Source organism: Bacillus sp. GC_Bacil_1 (genome assembly GCF_026540675.1).
Lineage (GTDB): Bacteria > Bacillota > Bacilli > Bacillales > Bacillaceae_G > Bacillus_A > Bacillus_A cereus.
In genome coordinates this window covers 13,565-35,122 of sequence record NZ_JALNUG010000024.1, presented here as the reverse complement: position 1 = coordinate 35,122, position 21,558 = coordinate 13,565, and the positions used below count along the sequence as shown (strand labels likewise).

The following is a 21,558-nucleotide window of genomic DNA, read 5'->3' as shown; positions in this document are numbered from 1 at the left end:
AGTAAAATGCCACGGTTTGATATATGACAAAAAACCACCAAGCGTTCCGCTCGGTGGTTTTGTATTAGGATTCTAATTTTTTCGCACGTTTTAATAATAAAAGAAAGACAATGATAACGAATCCTAGTATAAGGAAGAAGCCATATTGCTTTATATAATCAATTATGTCATTTGCACTTGTTGGTTTTTTAACGTGAATGCCGTCTTTATTCGTAGTAATATGAATATCTTTCATTTTTACTTCATTCTTTTCCTTTTGTAAATCAATCCATTCTATATTTGGAATACTCTCTAGATCCTTTAACACTTCTTTTAATGGTTTCACACCTAAGTAAGGATGATAGAATGCTCCAATAATCCCATCGGATAATTTAGCAACAGATAAAGCATTTGCTTTCATTTTAGCAATAGCTTGTGGCTTATCTTCTTCAATAAAACCGACTGTTTCAGGCATTAATTTCATTCCATGTAGAAATGATGGTGTACTTCTATATGCTGGAGAGTGCATGGATTTCCAAGTTGTATCACTTAACTGTAGTTGTCCTACATAAGTTGAAAAGTATCTTGATAATATTTCATACCCTTTTTGAGACATTGTGTAATGAGGTGCTTCAAAGGCGACAGGATATAGTTTAGCATCTACAAGTTCTTGAATCCCCTTTTCGATATGATCTGTCGTATATTTTTCCTCAAACTCTTCCCCTTTTTTTACATATTGGTTATATGCCTCTATATTTGGAAAGTCATCTTTTGTCTTCGGTTTTTCATGCTTCGGTTGGCGAATTGGTTGATCTGTTTTTACATCCCAAAATTCAAAGCCCTCACCTGTTTCGCTGTCATAAAATTGGTGAGTATAACCATGCATAATAATTGCTGCACCATCATCTTGCATAGATCGTAAAAGATCGACTAGTTCGGGTTTATCTTTTAAATGTAGTGTTTTACCTGTATCTGGATCTGTATATACAGGAATAACAGTGATCATGTAAGGGATCTTCTTCTCTTTTAGTAATTCAGCAATTTCTTTCAATTGATTTATATCTGCTGCTGGGTGAACATCCTCAAGACGTAAATAAGCTAATTTTTTATTGGTTTCGGGTTTTTGCTGAAAATAAGAAAATAGGCTTTCGCCAATATAATAAGATATCCAATCAAAGAGGTTAGAAGTAGCTACATAATAAGAATTATTTTGCTGTACAATTAATGGATAAGTATTATTTCCTCTTAAAGCATGTGCGAGAATTGTTCCGTTTGTATCAAGTTGTTTAATTGATCTTTCTTCTTCTAATATATTCTTTAGTTTACGTGTTGGATATTCAATTGTATCAGAGTTTATATCTTCATTTTTAAGTGTGATAAATGAAAAACGAGTAGATAACTGTTCTATATTTTGACCTAAAACTAGTAATGGTCCTGGGAAGCCTTCTAGAAATTCCTTTGCTTCAGTAGAAAGTTCTTGTTGTTTTTCACCCATGTAAATAACATGTGTATACGAAGATTTATCAGTTATTTCAGCTAACTGTTTTATGTTTTTAATTGTTATATTATTAGTGAAATGCCCTACTTGTGTATTAAGTATTTGGATATCGCTTGTAATTTGATCATCGTTTGAACTATATAAAATAAGGGTTTTTGGTTGTTCAGTTTTTTGTGCGGAAATAGGGACAGGAATTAATAGTAGTAAACTAAATAAGAGTAACAGCCATTTTTTCATATTATTATTCTCCTAGTTTATATTTAGAATTCAATTTACAATTATATACAATAAATGCGTTATAGTCTATGAAAGTTACATTTTTGCACGTATTTACCAGCTGTTTTTTCACAAAATCGGTCTAAAGCATGATGATAATATGTATAGTTATTTGCTATGATAAAAGAGTAATAGAATGTAGGTAATTGTAAAGGGAAGGCTGAAAGGGGAAAAATTTCAGCGGAGAAAGAGGTAGAGGTAGTGAAGAAATTCTTTGTAGGATTTTTAGTTGTTCTTGGAGTATATTTATATTTCCAAGGAAAGTCTGAAGGAATGGATAAGCTAGTGAATGGAACAAGTTATGTTGATTCAGAAGAAGCAAAACAGGTGAAACAAATCATTATAGAGGAAGCGAAGAAAGTAAATCTTCCGGAATGGATACCTCTTGCAATTGCTGAGCATGAAAGTCGATTAAATCCAAGGAGTGTTGGAGATAATGGAACTTCATTCGGATTGTTTCAACTACACCGCGGCGGCGGGCTTGCACCAGAACATTTAACTGATGATGAGCTAAAAGATCCACGTACAAATGCACAAATTGCAATGCCGCATTTACTGAAAGGATATAAGCGCGGGGTGCAAAAAGGTTTGACTGATTTTGTATTACTGAAATATATAGCGAATACATCTGGATGGCCAGGGAATTTAGGGCCAGAGTGGACGGATAATAACATGAAGTATAACATCGGATTAGAAGATGTGTACTATCGAAATAAAGGTGTAATAAAAGAGTAGGTTTTAACCTACTCTATTTTTTTTGATAATCGTGTCATTTTGTGAAATACTCCGCTAGTTGTATTTTTACGTCTTCTAGTTTTGTAGAAACTTGAGGTATTTTATATCCTACATACAGCGGTGAAACGACAAACCTAGGAACAACTTTACAAATAATTTTTCCATTTAAGTAATAGAAGAATAAGTTATAACTACTGCATCCTTTATGGAAATCTGTCAGTATGTAACGTACAGTTTGCTGAATGTAATTTGCCATATCATCTATATATGAAATATTATCAATGATTATATTGAATTCAGTGAAGCCAATAATGGGACGCTCTGAAATGTTAAGCTCAATGCGTTCGTTTTTTTGAACAATTACCCCTTGGAAATTTTCTTCTTCAATATTTTCAAGATAATCTACATGTTTCATTCCGATAATTTGCATGTGTGCATGATGCAAACTTCCACCTGAAAATGGACCGTGATTTTTGTATAAAATCACAGACGCGAACTCTTCTTTCTTCTGTAAGTGTAACCAATGTTGAATAGAAAATTGCATTAATTTCCGCATATGTTCTTCTGTATATGTTGCGATATGATCTTCGCAATTATCGGTTTCGATTAACACTGTTTGAAATGTATCTTGTAATGTAGGAAATTTATTTTTCAACCAAATAATAGAACCATCAGTTGCTAAAATATCCGTTAAATGTTCTTTATCGCAAAATGGACATGCAGCGCTTCTATTCCGAATACTTTCTGGTTTTTGTTTACCGATATCGTTTAAAAAATATAGTTGTTGTGTATCCATTTGTATATATGCCCCTTTAAAATATGTGTAAAAATCCCGCTTAATACATTCGGGAAAAGGAGAAGGAAATCCTCTAAAGGAAATATGGAAAAAATAAAAGACAAGATATCCTCATTACGATAGGGTACCTTGTCTTTTATTTTTTCTCTAATAGTGTGTATGGATAATATAGAACATTTTCATTATTTTTCTTTTTTCTATTTGTTATTGTGTATAAAGTAATTGCTGTGCTTGCAATGATAATAATGGCTTTCTTCATATTCATATACCCCTTTTTATTGTTGGTTTAATTCTTGGCTAACTGCTTTTGCATCGACTAAAGCGTGTAAAATCATTTTCACCATGTTCATCATATTTCTTCACTCCTTTTTATAGTTCATTTAGTTCTTTTACAACTGCTTGTCCGTTCACTAATACCTCAAAGATTGCTTTTACGATTTCTTTCATCATGTTTGTTTCCTCCTTTTGTTTGTCTCTCTTGTTTACATCTTTATTGTATAGGGAGGCATCTTTTCGTACTATCGCTTTCCATTACGTGAACATAACAGTTTTGTAAGATTTGATGTCACTTATTGAAATGTTTAGTCTATCTTCATTATTTTCAGAAAAATGACTATTCAAACATGAAATTGGAAAGTATAATAAAGAAGTAAGTATTAAATTCCGTACGAAAGGGGTGAATGAGATGAAACGTTCTTTAGCTGCACGTGCCAAATTTTTAGATTTTATCTATTTTTGTCGTGCGATTTTTCATGATGTAGTTGTTAACGGGATACGTATGCCCTTTTTTAACAATTGCATAGTGACTATTGAACGATAGAAATCTCTTCACCCATTTTTAATAAACGTGTGAAAAGGGAGCTATTTGGCTTCCTTTTTCTATGCCGAAAAACCATGGGGAATGTTTCTTTCTCATGGTTTTTTATATTGAAAGGAGTACGGAAAATGACTATTTGTAGTGTAAATAATGTAACGAAATCTTTTGGTGGAAACACCATATTTGAAAATATATCGCTTGAAATAAAGAATGGTGAACGTGTTGGATTAGTTGGTCGTAACGGTAGTGGGAAGACAACAATCTTTGGGCTTCTAACTGGAATGGAGAGTTTGGATGCAGGAGCCATTCATATGAAGAAAGGTACACGTATTGGTCATGTCGCACAAATTCCGAAGTTTGATGAGGTTATGACTGTATATGATGTATTGAGTTCTGCTTTTAAAGTAGAAAAGGAATTAGAAAAAGAAATGCATGCTTTAGAAAAAAATATGGCGGTGGAACAGGAACAATCTGCTTTGGAAAAGCTAATGGAGAGGTACGGAGTCATTCAAGAAAAATTTGCATTTCTCGGTGGTTATGAAATCGAGGCAAATATAATGAAGGTAGCAAATGGCTTACAAGTGACAGACTTATTTTCAAGAGTATTTACGGAATTAAGTGGAGGAGAACAGACGAAAGTAAGCCTTGCATATATGCTATTGCAGAAACCAGATTTACTTCTATTAGATGAACCAACAAATCATTTAGATTTATTTGCAGTTGAATGGTTAGAGCAATTTTTAAAAGAATACACTGGAACAGTTATGGTTATTTCACATGATCGCTATTTCCTTGATGAAGTTGTAACGAAAATTTTTGATTTGGAAGATGGAGAGATTCACGTGTACCATACGAATTATTCTCAGTTCGTTGAGGAGAAGGAAGAAAGATTACTTCAAGAGTTTCAAGCTTATCAGGAGCAACAAAAGAAAATAAAGAAAATGAAAGAAGCAATTAAGCGTCTACGTGAATGGGCAAATCAAGCGAACCCTCCGAATGAAGGATTGCATAAAAGAGCGAGAAATATGGAACGTGCGTTAGAACGTATAGAGAAATTAAAGAAGCCAATTTTAGAACGAAAACAGATGGGTCTTCAGTTTGAAGGGCAAGAGAGAAGCGGGAAAGATGTTGTTGTAATGAAAGAAGTGAGTAAAGGTTTTGCTGGACGACCTTTATTTGAACAAGCGAATTTACATGTTCGTTTTCAAGAGCGTGCGGCTATCGTTGGTCGTAATGGTACAGGAAAGACTACATTATTAAAACTACTATTAGAAGAAATAAATCCAGACGTTGGTGAAATTCGAATTGGTAGTAGTGTCAAAATTGGTTATTTATCACAGCATACGTATGGAAATGTGAAGAGTAATGTATTAGAAGCGTTTAGAGAGTATGTAGCTGTAACCGAAGGAGAAGCAAGGCATATATTGGCTAAGTTTTTATTTTATGGTCCAGCAGTATTTAAGAAAGTAACGCAACTGAGCGGTGGAGAAAAAATGAGGTTAAGACTTGCGCAACTTATGTATCAAGACATCAATTTTCTAATTTTAGATGAGCCGACAAACCATCTTGATATTGAATCAAGGGAAGTTTTAGAGGAAGCCCTTGAGCAATATAATGGAACAATCCTAGCTGTTTCACATGATCGTTATTTTTTAAATAAGTTATTTGAAAAGACGTACTGGATTGATGAATGTAAATTATTTGAGTTTGCAGGAAACTATGCATGGGCTCGTCAAAAATGGGAAGAAAAGCTTGAGAAGCAAGTAATAAAGCAAAAACGCCAAGGGAGAAAGAGTGTTGAAATGGTTCCAGTAAAAGAGAAAAAAGCTAGGAATCTTGAAGAGATTGAAAATGAGTTAATGCATGTAGAAGAAGATATATATGCAATAGAATGTGAAATGGAACATGTAGCTAATGTTGAAAGACTTGAAAAATTATATGAGGAAAAAACGATGAAAGAGTTGTTACGAGCGAAGTTATATAGTGAGTTAGAGAATATTGTGGAGTAAAGAGTAGAAAGCCACTTCCTTTCAGTTTTGCTGAAGGAAGTGGCTTTTTCATAATGATATTTTGCTTTAAAGATTAAATGAAGCGATGTGTTTCACGTGAAACAGTAACTTAGATAAATCTGTGTTCCTCAATTTGCATAGCTTGTGAAGCGTATGAAATGATAAGGTGAAAAATAAATGTCATTAGTGGCTTTTCAATAGGAGTAATCACAAAAACAAAGGCTAATTATTTCCCGAGAGATAAAGTGAAACTTTAATCAGTGGGGGGTTACTGCCCGGCAAATAGCGGGATAAATATGTGTAACAGAGACTAGTGATTGAAAACGAAAAGAGAGCAAAGTTACAGCTTCACGCGCTGAACTCTGCTCTCTTTCTGCGTGGCATCTTCTCTTGTTGAAATTATAATAGCGATCCCGAGCATGATAAAAAAAGCTAAAAAGAGGACGAACTTTGGGAAGAACGGGAATAGTAATAGCGCCCCGACTATCATAATTGTTAATAATACGTAGTGCAGGACGTATTGGAATAGGTTGTCCATATTTTCGCCCCCCTTTTTGGTAATTGGTTATTAGTATTCTATGTTTCATGCTGAAGAAATAGAAGTAGATTTTTAAGTTTTTAATACGAATTATAGCTGAGTTTTCTTAAAGTATAAGGATAGAGTGATAATTTTGGAAAAATTCTCAAAATATTTATTTAGAAAGAATTGACAAAATATACTGAACGATATAAGCTAATAACCATAAAGTCTACCGGAAAGGTCGGAATAAGATTGTTATCCCTCAAAAACATCTATTTTTTCTGATTAAAACCGACTTTTCCGATTGGCTATAAATGTGCTGTGGGAGGCATACATAAGCTAATAAGTTCAAAGGGTATAACTATTAAACAGTTAGGGTGGGGACAATGAAGAAAAAGACAATAAAATGGGCTGGTGTATTTTCAGTATTAATGAGTAGTTCGCTTCTGTTGTCTGCTTGTGGGGGACAGGAGGATACGGCTTCTACAGAACCAGTAAAAAAGCAGGATTTAAAAGATTCTAAGATTGAATCAATTCCAGCTACAGATAAAAAGAAAAGTCCAGAGAAAGCAAATCAACGAAAAGATACTTTCATTACAGCCATTTCTAAGCCAGGGGGAGTTTTCCTTCCGTATTTCCAAGATAATGGTTGGGATGGAAATGTAACGTCGGTTATTTTTGCTTCATTAGTAACAACAGACAAACAAAGTAAACCTGTTCCGGATCTTGCAGAAAAATGGGATATTTCTGCTGACCAGTTAACATATACATTCCATTTACGTAAAAATTTAAAATTTAGTGATGGGTCGCCTCTAACAGCGGATGATGTAGCATTTACATTAACACTACTTCATGATAAAGCGTATGAAGGTGGATTGGATATTGCTCAGTATGCTGTTAAAGGTGGGAAAGAATATAAAGAAGGAAAAGCAACTTCTATTGAAGGAATCCAAGTTGTTGATCCACAGACAATTAAAATTACAACTGAAAAAGTTAATTCACAGGCGCTAACGAATTTAGGTGGCCCAGTGCTATCAAAAGCTTATTATGGAAAAGATTATAAACAAAATACAAGTTTAGACTATTTAAAAGCATTATATGGGCAACCAATTGCAGCGGGTCCATATAAATTTGAAAAATATGTTCCAGGTCAAGAAGTCCGCTTTGTTGCTAACGAAAATTATTATGCAGGTAAACCAAAAATTAAAAACTTTATTTACAAAATCACATCAGGTGATACTGGATTCCAATTATTCCAAACAGGTGAACTGGACTATAGTGGATTTAGAGCGAACCCTGAAAATATAGACCAATTAAAAGGATTGGAGTTTGCAAATATTAATCTTGAATCATCAAGTGATATTGCTTATATCTATGTAAATAATAAGAAGTCGTATTTGAAAGATAAAAAGGTACGCCAAGCACTTACTTATGGATTAGACCGTAAGAAGTATGTGGATACAGCTTTACAAGGCTATGGCTCTGTCGCTAACGTACCAATTGCTCCAGTTTCATGGGCATATACAGAAGAAGGTATTAATAAATATCCGCACGACGTAGAAAAGGCTAAAAAATTATTGGATGAGGCTGGTTGGAAAGTAGGTTCTGACGGGGTTCGTGAAAAAGATGGTCAAAAATTAAAATTAACATACTACGCATCAAATACAGGTAAAACAAATGATATCTTTATTCCAATTGCAAAAGAAAGTTACAAAGAAATTGGTGTTGAATTAAATCCAGAGTTGATGGACTTTAATACGATGCTTTCAAAAGTAGGAAAAGGTGACTACGATTTAGCGGCAGTTTCAACACCAGGAATTAGTGATCCAAGTGAAGTTGTAAGTGAGTACTTATCAACTAATCCAAAAAGTGATACGGGTTATAATAATCCGAAAGTAGATGATTTGATTGTAAAAGGTATAGGAACGACAGATATTGAAAAACGTAAAGCGATTTATAAAGAGCTGTATAAAGAGTTAAGTGATGATCCACCAGTTATTTTATTAAACTATCGTAAACTACTTTATGCTCATAATGCACGTATAAAAGGAATTGATCCAGAAAAGTACGATAGCATCAGTTCCAACTTACCAGTGTTATCTATTGAACAATAAGGGTTGACCTAAATAATAGAAGACGTTTTTTCACACAGCAATGGAATGGTAGCTGTTTTGAAAAAATGTTCTTCTATTTTTAAGTAAATAGGATTGGGGAGACAAAAGGTGAAAACATATATCATTCGTAGGTTTCTACAAATGATTCCTACATTGTTTGGTACGTCTATTATTATCTTTTTCTTATTTGCACTCTTACCGGGTGATTATATCGATTCAAATCCAAAATTAACACCAGAGAGAGCTCAAGAATTAAGAGAGTTGTACGGTTTAAATAAACCGATTATTGAAAGGTATTTTCATTGGCTAGTGAATGCTTTGCATGGTGATTTTGGATTTTCTTTACAGTACCAAGAACCGGTAACTTCATTACTTAATAAATTCATTTGGAATACATTTATTGTTGCTGCTGCAGCTTTATTTTTCACTTGGATTATTGCTCTTATTATTGGGGTTATTTCTGCAACAAAGCAGCATTCTTGGTTTGATAGATTGGTAACAATTGGTGTCTTTGCAGCAATGTCATTTCCATCATTCTTTATCGGACTATTTTTAATTAAATTATTAGCAGTTGATTTAAAGTTATTACCTATTGGTGGCATGATTGATATTGGGAGTAACTCAACAGGGATAGCATACATATTAGAAGTATTACGTCATATGATTCTACCTGTATTTATTTTAACGCTTCTTGGTGTAGGATCGTTAACACGCTATTTTAGAACGGGCATGTTGGATGTTATTAGGCAAGATTATATTCGTACTGCTCGTGCAAAAGGTTTAAAAGAAAGAACCGTTATTTATAAACATGCATTGAAAAATGCAATTTTGCCAGCAATTACATTACTCGCTTTTGAATTACCGGGTTTATTTTCAGGAGCCATTATTATTGAACAGATTTTTAATTGGCCAGGGATTGGGAGTATTCAATTAGAAGCATTAAACTTTCGTGATTATACGGTATTAATGGCCTTTACAATGTTTCTTTCTTGTTTAACAATTATGGCTAATTTCTTAGCTGATATTGTCTATGCGTTTGTTGATCCAAGAATTCGATTGAAGTAAGGGGGAAAGATATGGAGACTATTACACCTATAATAGAGAAAAAGAAAGAACGGAAAAAGAGAAATGAATCATCACCATGGCGCCAAGCGTATAAAAAAATCAAGAAAAATAAGATGGCACTGTGTGGCTTATACGTTTTAATATTTATGTTTTTATTTAGTTTTATTGGTCCAATCTTTTCACCGTATGCTGATGGGAAAGTACAAGTAACACAAATTAATAAACCACCCAGCCTGTCACATTGGCTTGGGACAGACCAGTTGGGACGGGATATTTTAACTAGACTTATGCAAGCAGGGCGTATTTCATTAACAATCGGTTTAGCGTCGATGCTACTATCCGTTATACTAGGAGCTCTATTAGGAGCAATTGCTGGTTTTTATCGAGGAGTTGTAGATCATTTAATTATGCGTGTTGCAGATGTGTTAATGTCCATTCCAGGATTACCACTACTTATTATAATGGGAGCAATTTTATCAGAATGGAAATTACCATCGGAGTACCGTTTATATGTTGTAATGATTATTTTAAGTTTAGTAGGATGGCCAGGACTTGCCCGTCTTGTGAGGGGACAAATTTTAACATTGCGGGAGCAAGCCTTTATGCAAGCGGCAGATGTATTAGGATTAAAAGATTCTCGGAAAATCATTCATCATCTAATTCCTAACGTCTTTCCGTTACTTATTGTTGTAGCAACTCTAGGTGTGGCTGGATCTATTTTAAGTGAATCTGCACTAAGTTACTTAGGTCTCGGCGTCGTCCCACCTACGCCATCATGGGGGAACATGATTAGCGCAGCTAACTCATTAATTGATTTCCAAAAGCGTCCGTGGTTATGGATTCCGCCTGGTTTTGCAATCTTTATAACAGTTGTATCAATTAATTTACTTGGTGATGCACTTCGTGATGCGTTAGATCCAAAGATGAGACGGTAGGTGAGAAGGTATGAGTAGAGCGGTAGTAGAGCTAAAAGACTTACAAACACACTTTCAAACGGAGGAAGGGACAGTGAAGGCTGTAAACCATGTTAGCTTTGCTGTTCGAGAAGGTGAAACGGTTTGTGTAGTAGGAGAATCAGGTTGCGGGAAGAGTGTAACGGCTTTATCTATTATGGGGCTTATTGCTGAATCTGGCAGTGTAGTAGGTGGAGACATTTTATATGAAGGAAAAAGTCTTTTAGGAATGAAAGAGAAAGAACTTCGTAGTTTACGAGGCAATGATATTGCGATGATTTTCCAAGAACCGATGACATCGCTAAATCCGGTCTTCACTGTAGGTGAGCAAATTGTAGAAACGCTAAGGGAGCATGAATTACTTAGTAAAAATGAAGCGTATAAGAAAGCAATTGAGTTAATTCGTAAAGTTGGCATAGCCCGTGCTAATGAAATTGTTCATTCTTATCCGCATGAACTGAGCGGCGGGATGTTACAACGTATTATGATTGCTGTTGCGCTTAGTTGTAATCCTAAGTTATTAATTGCAGATGAACCAACAACAGCTCTTGATGTTACGATTCAAGCTCAAATATTGGATTTACTAAGACAAGTGAAAGAAGAATTTAAAACGTCAATCTTATTAATTACACATGATTTAGGTGTCGTAGCAGAAATGGCTGATTACGTTGTCGTTATGTATGGCGGGAAAGTTATTGAAGAAGCTCCAGTACTAGAGATATTCCAAAATCCAAAACACCCTTATACGAAAGGATTGTTGAAATCAAAACCAGTAATGGGAAAACGAATAGATAAACTATATTCTATTCCAGGGCAAGTTCCGAATTTAGTTGGTTTAGGTGAGTTTTGCTACTTTAGTGGGCGTTGTGAGCATTGTATGGAAATATGTGAAAAAGAAGCCCCAAATCTAAATGTAAATGATGAAAATCATAAAGTAGCTTGCTGGTTATATGAGGAGCGTGCGGAACAATGAGTGAACCATTATTAGAGGTGAAAAACCTAAAGACATATTTTCCAATTAAAGGTGGCATATTTAGTAGAACGATCGGGCATGTAAAAGCAGTTGATGGAGTAAGTTTTACTATTAATAAAGGTGAAGTGTTTGGTCTCGTTGGCGAATCAGGGAGCGGAAAAACAACGATAGGAAAAACAATTTTACGTCTCGTTCAAAAAACGGAGGGGGAAGTGAAGTTTAAAGGGAAAGATGTTCATTCTTTATCCAAGGATGAATTGAGAAAACATCGCCCTAATATGCAGCTCGTTTTCCAAGATCCATTTAGCTCATTAAATCCGAGAATGAGAATTGGTGAAGCGCTTGGAGAGCCGATGTTGGCCCACGGATTAGCGACGAAAGAAAATGTTCGTGAAAAGGTAATTGAAGTATTGGAGTTATGTGGCTTAGCTCCTTATCATATTGACCGGTATCCCCATGAGTTTTCTGGTGGACAACGTCAGCGTATCGTAATAGCAAGGGCTATGGTATTAAATCCAGAATTCATTGTAGCTGATGAACCTGTGGCGGCACTAGATGTATCTATCCAAGCACAAATTATTAATTTATTTAGTGAGTTACAGGAGAAAAAGGGATTATCTTATTTATTCATTTCACATGATTTGAGTGTAGTAGAACATTTATGTACGAAAATCGGAATTATGTATTTAGGTACAATTGTGGAGACGGCGCCGCGTGATGAGTTATTTACCAATCCGCTACATCCGTATACAAAAGCATTGTTATCAGCTGTTCCAATACCAGATCCAACAGTGAAGCGAGAGCGAATTATACTAGAAGGGGATATTCCAAGTCCAGCAAGTCCACCTTCGGGTTGTCGTTTTCATACACGTTGCCCGTTTGCAACAGATGTTTGTAAAAAAACAATACCAGAATTTCGTAATGTTGGTGATAATCATTTTGTTTCTTGTCATCATGTATAAAAAAAGGACTCTTTCAAATTGAAAGAGTCCTTTTTTTATTTACTAGATGAAGTTTGTTTCAATACAAATTGCTCGATTGCGTGAGCAACACCATGTTCATTGTTTGTTAGTGTTACAACATCACATAGTTTTTTTACATCTTCTTCAGCGTTGCCCATTGCAACAGATAAGCCTGCTACTTCTAGCATTGGTACATCATTAAAATTATCACCAATAGCAACTGTATCTTCAATAGGGATATTAAAATGAGCTGCCATCTGCTGTAGCCCGTTTCCTTTATGTCCATTCTTATCCATAATTTCTAAGTTAGTAGGAGCTGATGCTGTAACCATAATATCAGCGTCTTCTTGTAACACGCTTAATAGCTGTGCGCGATGCGCTGCATTAAATGTTGAAATGAAGAATTTAGATATTTCTAGTTCTTGGTTATTTACAACATCTTCTATTTTTTTGAAATCAGTAATTAGGTTTGATTTCTTTTGCTTTTCTGTAATTCGTTCAAGCTCCTCTAATGTAACATCGAGCGCATGCTTATTTTCTTCGAACGCTTGCATCACTTGATCTTGCCATGTATATGGAGAATAAACTCCTTTATTCGTATATAGCTTATATGGGAAACCTTCAGATTCTAGTAATTTTGCAAGTTTGTACACTTTGTCGTTTTGTATACAACGAGAGTTAATTACTTTTCCATCCACATAAACAATAGCCCCATTGCTTGCTCCGACTGGAAGAGATAATTTATATTCTTCCAATAGCTTTAAAGCATCCTCTTTCGCACGACCAGAACAAATCATTACAATATGACCAGCTTCTTGTGCAGTTTGGATTGCTTGTAGGTTTTCTTTGGAGATTTCAAGATTAGATGATAGTAGTGTACCATCCATATCTAATGCGATTAATTTCAAAATGACCACCTCTTTGTTTTTATTATACATAGTTATATAGAGGAAACATATAAACTTATCTTGGAAAGACGGTATTTTATCTCATATTAAAAGTAAGTAAAGATTAGATAGGTTTAGTGTCACTAAATAAACTGTTTGTAACAAAAATAGAGAGAAGGATGACTACATTTCACTTTATGACTTTAATATTACAAGAATGTTACAAGTGTGAGCTTAGTGAAAAGTGCATTAAATAAGGGTTTTTGGGGAGTGTTATAAAAAAACGTAAAAAAAGTGTAATAAATTTCACGTTATTATATTGCAACGTAACAATAGTTATGTTACATTAATGTTACAAACGTTACGTTATCGAATTTAATGTAACGTTAACATAAAAACTATGAAATAAACATTTCTTAGAAATTACATATAGATAACTTATGAAAAGGGAGGATAAATGATATGAAAGAGCAAGTATTACAAGTAACAAAAGGTGACTTCGTAGGATCAGCAAGTGGGGCGGTAGTATTAACAGCATTAATCGTATTTCTATCAAGCGTATTAGTATAATAGAAGTTTTGTAACAAAAGAAAAAGAAGGGAGAATGAAAGATATGAAAGAGCAAGTATTACAAGTAACAAAAGGTGACTTCGTAGGATCAGCAAGTGGAGCGGTGGTATTAACAGCATTAATCGTATTTCTATCAAGCGTATTAGTATAATAGAAACTTTGTAATAAAAGAAAAAGAAGGGAGAATGAAAGATATGAAAGAGCAAGTATTACAAGTAACAAAAGGTGACTTCGTAGGATCAGCAAGTGGAGCGGTAGTATTAACAGCATTAATCGTATTTCTATCAAGCGTATTAGTATAATAGAAACTTTGTAACAAAAGAAAAAGAAGGGAGAATGAAAGATATGAAAGAGCAAGTATTACAAGTAACAAAAGGTGACTTCGTAGGATCAGCAAGTGGAGCAGTAGTATTAACAGCATTAATCGTATTTCTATCAAGTGTATTAGTATAATAGAAGTTTTAAATCAAACAAAAATGGAAGGAGAATGAGGGATATGAACAGTGAACAAGTGTTTCAAGTAACAAAAACAGATTTATTAGGATCCTTAGGTGGAGCGGTAATATTAACATCATTTATTCTATTCCTTGCAAGTGTATTAGTATGATATATGTAAATACAACCATTCAAAAAAAATAAAGACTCTAACGTATTAGTAAGTAGTTAATATGTTGGAGTCTTTTTTATTTTCTTCTTATATACCTTCAAGTATTAAAGTTACCTCATTATTTAGCATCCATGGCTAATTAGACGCTGCGGTTGCAACTTGATTCAACGAGTAATCAAAAATCCACTGAGTAAAAGCCTAATTGGTGAGGGCTGATTAAAGTTTCACTTTATTTCAAAGAGAAAAAAGTCGAATTTTATATGTAAGAAAAAAAGAGGAATTTGACAGAAAAGATAGAAAATTTTAAAGGTCAGAATTTGTTAGCTTGCTAACTAATTTCTATTTATTTATGTTGGAAGCGTTTTCGGTCGGTTTTAAGTATGGACCATTTAATCTATTTACAGGGGGATGAAGATATTATGAAACAAAAATCTATGGATACGCTAGCTGCACAAATGGAGGACTTTTTTCCAGTACGTGATGTAGATCATTTAGAATTTTACGTAGGGAATGCAAAGCAATCGAGTTATTATCTTGCGAGAGCATTCGGATTCAAAATTGTGGCTTACTCTGGATTAGAAACTGGAAACCGTGAAAAGGTATCTTATGTTCTTGTGCAAAAAAATATGCGTTTTGTTGTGTCTGGAGCTTTAAGTAGTGAAAATCGTATTGCAGAGTTTGTAAAGACTCATGGTGATGGCGTGAAGGATGTGGCACTACTTGTTGATGATGTTGATAAAGCATACTCAGAAGCAGTGAAACGTGGTGCCGTCGCAATTGCTCCACCAGAGGAATTAACAGATGAGGACGGTACATTGAAAAAAGCAGTTATTGGTACGTATGGTGATACAATTCATACGCTTGTAGAGCGTAAAAATTATAAAGGGGCATTTATGCCAGGATTCCAAAAGGTAGAGTTTAATATTCCATTTGAAGAGTCTGGCTTAATTGCTGTCGATCATGTAGTTGGTAATGTTGAAAAAATGGAAGAGTGGGTTAGTTATTACGAGAATGTCATGGGCTTTAAACAAATGATTCATTTTGATGATGATGATATTAGTACAGAGTATTCGGCTTTAATGTCGAAAGTTATGACAAATGGAAGCCGTATTAAGTTTCCTATTAACGAACCAGCAGACGGAAAGAGAAAGTCACAAATTCAAGAGTATCTAGAATTCTATAATGGAGCTGGTGTACAGCATCTTGCTTTATTAACAAGTGATATTGTTAAAACGGTTGAAGCGCTTCGTGCAAATGGGGTGGAGTTTTTAGATACACCTGATACTTATTATGATGAGTTAACTGCACGAGTTGGAAAAATCGATGAAGAAATTGATAAATTAAAAGAATTAAAGATCTTAGTAGATCGTGATGATGAAGGTTACTTACTACAAATCTTTACGAAACCAATTGTAGATCGCCCGACTTTATTTATTGAAATCATTCAACGTAAAGGTTCTCGTGGATTTGGTGAAGGAAACTTTAAAGCGTTATTCGAATCAATTGAAAGAGAACAAGAGCGTCGCGGAAACTTATAAGATTTATATCCACCAGCAAAAGTCCCTTTGCTGGTGGAAATTTCATTTTTATAAGGAGGAATCAGGATGAAATTTGTTACATTTCGTCTTCCTTCAAAAGAAATACGGGCTGGATGGCTTGAAGGTGACAAAGTAATAGATATGAATCTTGCTAGTGAAGGGAAAATCCCTTCTTCTATAATGGCTTTTTTAGAGAAAACGGATGAGTATGTAGAAGTAGTACGGAATATTAAGAATCCAAATAAGGGTATATATGCTTTAGAAGAAGTACAATTGACAGCTGCTCTTCCTAATCCGAGTAGTATTCGAGATTTTTACGCATTTGAACAACATGTAAAAACAGCTCGTGGACGAAGAGGACTAGATGTTGTGCCTGAATGGTATGATATTCCGGTTTTTTATTTTACTAATCATCGTGCTGTAATTGGTTCCGGTGATTTTGTAATTGGTCCGAAAAAGTCTAAAAAGCTTGATTACGAGTTGGAGATTGCTTGCGTAATAGGAAGAGAAGGGCGAAATATTTCTCGTGAGCAAGCAGAGGAATATATTTTTGGTTATTGTATTATGAACGACTGGAGTGCGAGAGACTTACAAGCAACAGAAATGAAAGTAGGTCTCGGTCCTGCGAAAGGAAAGGACTTTGCAACTTCGTTAGGAGCACATCTTGTTACGAAAGAGGAATTAGATGTTTATCGTAATGGTGATCGATATGATTTAGAAATGACTGCTCATGTAAATGGAAAACTATTATCAAAGGGAAACTTCCAAGATATTTACTATACATTTGCTGAAATGATTGAACGTGCTTCAGAGGACGTGACGTTATATCCAGGAGATGTGATTGGTTCTGGGACAGTAGGAACAGGCTGTATTTTAGAACTTGGTACAGAAGAGTGGCTACAAGATGGAGATGTTGTAGAGCTGTCGATTACTGGTTTAGGTACACTACGTAATACGATCAAAAAAGAAAAGGAAGCGGGTGATGGGCATGTTTTATCGTCACATGGGAGAACTACCTCATAAACGACATGTACAATTTCGTAAAAAAGATGGATCGCTTTATCGTGAACAGGTAATGGGAACGAAAGGATTTTCTGGTACGCAGTCTATTTTGTATCATCACTATATGCCAACAGAAGTAGGTCATTCTGCATTATCGCATTCTTGTCAGTTGCAGTATGAAGAGGATGTTGCTCTTTCTCATCGCCACTTCCGAACGAAAGAAAATAAAAAAAGTGGTGATGCAATAAGTGGACGAAATTTCATACTTGGAAATGAAGATTTGTTAATTGGAGTAGTGAGCCCAACAGAAAAAATGGATTATTTCTATCGTAATGGTGATGGCGACGAAATGTTATTTGTTCATTATGGAACAGGGAAAATTGAAACGATGTTTGGAACGATACACTATAGAAAAGGCGACTATGTAACGATCCCAATTGGAACGATTTATCGTGTTATTCCAGATGAAGGTGAGACTAAGTTTCTCGTTGTAGAGGCGAATAGCCAAATTACAACGCCGCGTCGTTATCGAAATGAATATGGACAATTGTTAGAGCATAGTCCGTTTTGTGAAAGAGATCTTCGTGGTCCAGAAAAATTAGAGACCTATGATGAAAAAGGCGAGTTTGTCGTAATGACAAAGTCAAGAGGCTATATGCATAAACATGTTTTAGGACACCACCCGTTAGATGTTGTTGGATGGGATGGCTATTTATATCCGTGGGTATTTAATGTAGAGGATTTTGAACCAATTACAGGGCGCATTCATCAGCCACCGCCAGTACATCAAACATTTGAAGGGCATAATTTTGTTATTTGCTCTTTCGTACCACGTTTATACGATTATCATCCAGAGTCAATTCCGGCACCATATTATCATAGTAATGTTAATAGTGATGAAGTTCTTTACTATGTAGAAGGAAACTTTATGAGTCGCAAAGGTGTGGAAGAAGGTTCTATTACACTTCATCCGAGCGGAATTCCCCATGGGCCGCATCCGGGGAAAACAGAGGCAAGTATAGGGAAGAAAGAGACACTTGAATTAGCTGTTATGATAGACACATTCCGTCCGCTTCGTATTGTAAAACAAGCACATGAAACAGAAGATGAAAAGTATATGTATAGCTGGATTGAACAAGGTTCATATACTGTGAAATAAGTAAAAAAAGGCATGCTCTCAATAAGGGAGCATGCCTTTTTTGTGGAATCGACATGTATAATAATACCAAAAAGAGTTGTCGAAAGATATATAGAAAGAATGATAAGGATAGTGCATATTCAGAAGAATTTCTACTTGTTTCGACAAAAGTATTGACTAGGAAAAGCGTAATGAGTAAAATAAAAAAGCGAATTAAAAATTTTCAGAAAATTTAAAACTTGGAGGAGTGAAAGATGAAGCAAATTTTTCAAAAGAAGCCAATTGCAAAGTTAATGCAAGAAAGTAAGCAAAAAACGTTAGCAAGAACATTGGGCGCGCTAGATTTAACTATGCTTGGAATCGGAGCAATTGTTGGAACTGGTATTTTTGTTCTAACGGGTGTTGTGGCAGCGAAACATTCTGGGCCAGCTATTATATTATCATTTGCGATTGCCGCGCTAGCTTGTGCCTTTGCTGCATTTTGTTATGCTGAATTTGCTTCTTCAGTTCCTGTCTCGGGCAGTGTGTATACGTATACATACGCGACGATGGGGGAAGTATTCGCATTTTTAATTGGCTGGGACTTAATGCTTGAATATTTACTTGCTACATCTGCTGTAGCAAACGGTTGGTCTGCATATTTTCAATCTTTATTAAAGGGGTTTGGAATCCACATTCCGACTATTCTCTCCTCGGCTCCTGGTACAGGAAAGGGTGGGATAATTGATCTACCTGCAGTTCTAATTATTTTAGTGATGACAGTTCTTTTATCTAGAGGTGTTCGTGAAAGTGCACGAGTAAATAACGTTATGGTATTTATTAAAATAGCAGTTGTTCTTATTTTTATTTTTGCTGGTTTTAATTATGTGAAACCTGAAAACTGGACGCCTTTTATGCCATTTGGTTTAGATGGTGTAATGGCTGGAGCGGCCACAGTATTCTTTGCATTTATAGGATTTGATGCAGTTTCAACAGCGGCAGAAGAAGTGAAACGTCCGCAACGTGATTTACCAATTGGTATTATTGCATCGTTATTAATTTGTACAGTTCTTTATATCGTTGTTTCGCTTATTTTGACAGGAATTGTTCCATACGGCCAGCTAAATATATCAGATCCAGTTGCTTTTGCACTGCAATTTATTGGACAAGATGGCTTAGCGGGGGTAATTTCAGTAGGAGCAATTACAGGGATTACAACAGTAATGCTAGTTATGATGTATGGGCAAGTTCGTGTTTCTTATGCGATGAGCCGAGATGGTTTATTACCGAAGCGTCTTGCTAAAGTTCATCCGAAATTTAAAACGCCATTTTTAAATACATGGACAACGGGAATTATTGCGGCACTGATTTCAGGATTAATAGATTTAAATGTTTTAGCACATCTTGTAAACATGGGGACATTGTCAGCATTTGCACTCGTAGCTGTTGCGGTAATTGTAATGAGAAGAACCCATCCAGACTTACCAAGGGCATTTAAGGCTCCGCTTGTACCATTTTTACCAGCGTTAACAGTGATTTTCTGTTTATACTTAATGCTTCAATTATCGGGGACAGCATGGATTAGTTTTGGGATATGGATGGTTATTGGTATAGCGGTTTACTTCTTATATAGCCGAAAACATAGTGCTTTAAATAATAGTAAAAAAGAAGAAGATGTTGCGAATTTATAAGCGAAAAAAATCCATTCTAATTCTGTTAGAATGGATTTTTATTTGAAAATTTACATTTTTATGAATTTATTATAAGATAATTGTTGGCTAACTAAAGGAGTGAAATGATGAAAAATACGTGGCGTGAGTTAAGGGAGATGGACCGTAACGTATGGATTCGATTTATTGGAGAGACGTTAAATGGAATTGCAATGATGATGTTAATGCCTTTTTTTGCATTATATTTAAAAGATAAGGTAGATTCGTTGTTGGAAGTTGGGGTTATTATGGCGCTTTCTCCAATTGCTGCGAGCTTTGGTTCACTTATAGGAGGGAGAATTGCTGACATATATGGAAGAAAGCCGATTATGATATTTTCTATGGCAAGTAATGCATTATTAATGCTCGGTTTTCTATTTATAGAAGGATTTATTCCATATGCAATTTTATCTATTTTTTTAGGATTGAGTAATTCTTTATTTCATCCAGCTGCATCAGCTATGGTCGCAGATGTAACGGCACCAGAAAAAAGAACAGAGGCATATGGTTTATTACGAATGGGACACAATATAGGTGCTGCGATTGGTCCGATAATGGGAGCATCAGTAGTTGTGTTGTCAAAGAATCTTGTGTTTATTATTGCCTCTTCTACAATGCTATTTTATGCGTTACTTGTATTACTTCTTATTCAAGAGACGATGCCAAAGAGGACAGATAAGGAAGAACATAAAGAAAAGGAATCTGGGGCAGTTTGGAAAATTGTCATGCGAGATAAGGCATTAATGATTTACTTATTAGCAGGTATTATCATTTCGATGGGGTTTTCTCAAACAGAAGGCATGTTGCCACTACATTTTGATAACGAAATGAAGCGTATTTTTGGAGCGAATAATCCATATCCATATTTAATGGCGTTAAACGGACTATTAGTTGTTTTATTCCAATTTCAAATTTCAAAATGGGCTACGGATAAACCAGTCGGGAAGACGATGTTATATGGTGCATGTTTGTTCGGGATTGGATTATTTTTTATAGGGTGGTTACCGAAGTGGTTTGGAGAGTTTAATACAAATGCTACAGTTATTTTAATAACACTACTGTTCGTTTATGCTATATATACGTTAGGTGAGATGATTATGTCGCCTGTACAGATGACATTTGTAGCAAACTTGGCCCCTGAGCATTTGAGAGGGACTTATATGGGCGCTGCAAGTTTGCAGTGGATTACAGGAAGCGCATTTGGTCCACTTTTGGGAGGCTTTTTATTAGATCGATTACTTGGCCACTTGCTATTTACAATTTTAGCTGTAGGATGTGTAGTTGCAGGTATTGTATATATTTCTTTAGATCGCCTTGTTGAGCAAAGGCAAAAAGATACACTAACCAAACAATCTTCTTAGTAAATAGGTGACATACACAAAAAAGGGGATTTCTACATATTTTAGGTACATAACTAGATAGGATTACCAT

General features: G+C 35.1%; 23 protein-coding genes. 18 read left to right on the top strand and 5 right to left on the bottom strand.

The genetic code is table 11. The features are described 5' to 3' along the window. Positions 1-64: 64 nt before the first annotated feature. Positions 65-1,714: a polysaccharide deacetylase family protein gene (locus tag OXT04_RS26160; protein WP_267418622.1), complete on the bottom strand. Its 1,650-nt coding sequence runs from the start codon at positions 1,712-1,714 to the stop codon at positions 65-67. 240 nt (positions 1,715-1,954) lie between these two features. Here OXT04_RS26160 and OXT04_RS26155 point away from each other — a divergent pair, with 240 nt between their 5' ends. Continuing rightward, positions 1,955-2,488, top strand: a complete 534-nt coding sequence (locus OXT04_RS26155) for a transglycosylase SLT domain-containing protein (protein WP_267418621.1) — start codon at positions 1,955-1,957, stop codon at positions 2,486-2,488. Positions 2,489-2,522: 34 nt separating this feature from the next. On the opposite strand, the gene OXT04_RS26150 is transcribed toward OXT04_RS26155, so the two are convergent. Further along, positions 2,523-3,284: a DUF4931 domain-containing protein gene (locus tag OXT04_RS26150; RefSeq protein WP_053565419.1), complete on the bottom strand. Its 762-nt coding sequence runs from the start codon at positions 3,282-3,284 to the stop codon at positions 2,523-2,525. 136 nt (positions 3,285-3,420) lie between these two features. Then, positions 3,421-3,549, bottom strand: coding sequence for a spore coat protein B (locus tag OXT04_RS26145; protein WP_267418620.1), 129 nt, complete (start codon positions 3,547-3,549; stop codon positions 3,421-3,423). A 420-nt stretch (positions 3,550-3,969) separates the two neighbouring features. On the opposite strand from OXT04_RS26145, the gene OXT04_RS29845 reads away from it, so the two are divergent. Beyond that, complete coding sequence (locus tag OXT04_RS29845; RefSeq protein WP_000830643.1) at positions 3,970-4,104, top strand: RAxF-45 family protein; 135 nt, start codon at positions 3,970-3,972, stop codon at positions 4,102-4,104. A 74-nt stretch (positions 4,105-4,178) separates the two neighbouring features. Beyond that, on the top strand, positions 4,179-6,110 hold the full coding sequence (gene abc-f / locus OXT04_RS26135; protein ID WP_267418619.1) for a ribosomal protection-like ABC-F family protein: 1,932 nt from the start codon (positions 4,179-4,181) through the stop codon (positions 6,108-6,110). 340 nt (positions 6,111-6,450) lie between these two features. Here abc-f and OXT04_RS26130 read toward each other — a convergent pair whose 3' ends face one another. Further along, positions 6,451-6,648 (bottom strand): hypothetical protein, encoded by a 198-nt coding sequence (locus OXT04_RS26130; protein WP_000369254.1) that lies wholly within the window; start codon positions 6,646-6,648, stop codon positions 6,451-6,453. Between the two features lie 368 nt (positions 6,649-7,016). On the opposite strand from OXT04_RS26130, the gene OXT04_RS26125 reads away from it, so the two are divergent. The 5 genes from OXT04_RS26125 (at position 7,017) to OXT04_RS26105 (ending at position 12,697) form a co-directional block, all read left to right on the top strand. Then, a complete protein-coding gene (locus tag OXT04_RS26125; protein ID WP_267418618.1) occupies positions 7,017-8,744 on the top strand; it encodes an ABC transporter substrate-binding protein in 1,728 nt (575 codons plus the stop codon). 108 nt (positions 8,745-8,852) lie between these two features. Next, complete coding sequence (locus OXT04_RS26120; protein WP_000860687.1) at positions 8,853-9,809, top strand: ABC transporter permease; 957 nt, start codon at positions 8,853-8,855, stop codon at positions 9,807-9,809. A gap of 11 nt (positions 9,810-9,820) precedes the next feature. Next, positions 9,821-10,744 (top strand): oligopeptide ABC transporter permease, encoded by a 924-nt coding sequence (gene opp4C / locus OXT04_RS26115; protein ID WP_000447957.1) that lies wholly within the window; start codon positions 9,821-9,823, stop codon positions 10,742-10,744. 10 nt (positions 10,745-10,754) lie between these two features. Further along, complete coding sequence (locus OXT04_RS26110; RefSeq protein ID WP_065229648.1) at positions 10,755-11,735, top strand: ABC transporter ATP-binding protein; 981 nt, start codon at positions 10,755-10,757, stop codon at positions 11,733-11,735. Beyond that, entirely contained in the window at positions 11,732-12,697 is a 966-nt protein-coding gene (locus tag OXT04_RS26105) for an ABC transporter ATP-binding protein (RefSeq protein ID WP_063546235.1), read from the top strand. Before OXT04_RS26110 ends, OXT04_RS26105 begins: the two co-directional genes overlap by 4 nt. Before the next feature lie 35 nt (positions 12,698-12,732). Here the strand turns inward: OXT04_RS26105 and OXT04_RS26100 are convergent, their stop codons facing one another. Further along, positions 12,733-13,605, bottom strand: a complete 873-nt coding sequence (locus OXT04_RS26100; RefSeq protein WP_000766424.1) for a Cof-type HAD-IIB family hydrolase — start codon at positions 13,603-13,605, stop codon at positions 12,733-12,735. A gap of 441 nt (positions 13,606-14,046) precedes the next feature. Between OXT04_RS26100 and OXT04_RS26095 the strand changes: the two genes are divergently transcribed. The 10 genes from OXT04_RS26095 (at position 14,047) to OXT04_RS26050 (ending at position 21,488) form a co-directional block, all read left to right on the top strand. Continuing rightward, complete coding sequence (locus OXT04_RS26095; RefSeq protein WP_000664237.1) at positions 14,047-14,154, top strand: DUF3948 family protein; 108 nt, start codon at positions 14,047-14,049, stop codon at positions 14,152-14,154. Positions 14,155-14,188: 34 nt separating this feature from the next. Further along, a complete protein-coding gene (locus OXT04_RS26090) occupies positions 14,189-14,305 on the top strand; it encodes a DUF3948 family protein (protein WP_000654250.1) in 117 nt (38 codons plus the stop codon). 43 nt (positions 14,306-14,348) lie between these two features. Beyond that, positions 14,349-14,456, top strand: a complete 108-nt coding sequence (locus OXT04_RS26085) for a DUF3948 family protein (RefSeq protein ID WP_000664237.1) — start codon at positions 14,349-14,351, stop codon at positions 14,454-14,456. Positions 14,457-14,490: 34 nt separating this feature from the next. Continuing rightward, complete coding sequence (locus tag OXT04_RS26080; RefSeq protein ID WP_000654250.1) at positions 14,491-14,607, top strand: DUF3948 family protein; 117 nt, start codon at positions 14,491-14,493, stop codon at positions 14,605-14,607. Between the two features lie 43 nt (positions 14,608-14,650). Then, a complete protein-coding gene (locus tag OXT04_RS26075) occupies positions 14,651-14,761 on the top strand; it encodes a DUF3948 family protein (protein ID WP_001083691.1) in 111 nt (36 codons plus the stop codon). Positions 14,762-15,180: 419 nt separating this feature from the next. Then, positions 15,181-16,299 (top strand): 4-hydroxyphenylpyruvate dioxygenase, encoded by a 1,119-nt coding sequence (gene hppD / locus OXT04_RS26070; RefSeq protein WP_000810920.1) that lies wholly within the window; start codon positions 15,181-15,183, stop codon positions 16,297-16,299. 66 nt (positions 16,300-16,365) lie between these two features. Beyond that, entirely contained in the window at positions 16,366-17,322 is a 957-nt protein-coding gene (locus tag OXT04_RS26065) for a fumarylacetoacetate hydrolase family protein (RefSeq protein WP_086422752.1), read from the top strand. Next, positions 17,288-18,460, top strand: a complete 1,173-nt coding sequence (locus OXT04_RS26060) for a homogentisate 1,2-dioxygenase (RefSeq protein WP_014481934.1) — start codon at positions 17,288-17,290, stop codon at positions 18,458-18,460. The genes OXT04_RS26065 and OXT04_RS26060 overlap by 35 nt, the downstream gene beginning before the upstream one ends. 233 nt (positions 18,461-18,693) lie before the next feature. After that, positions 18,694-20,109: a branched-chain amino acid transporter BcaP gene (bcaP, locus tag OXT04_RS26055; protein ID WP_000809371.1), complete on the top strand. Its 1,416-nt coding sequence runs from the start codon at positions 18,694-18,696 to the stop codon at positions 20,107-20,109. Positions 20,110-20,216: 107 nt separating this feature from the next. Then, positions 20,217-21,488 (top strand): MDR family MFS transporter, encoded by a 1,272-nt coding sequence (locus tag OXT04_RS26050; RefSeq protein ID WP_000799720.1) that lies wholly within the window; start codon positions 20,217-20,219, stop codon positions 21,486-21,488. Positions 21,489-21,558: the final 70 nt, after the last annotated feature.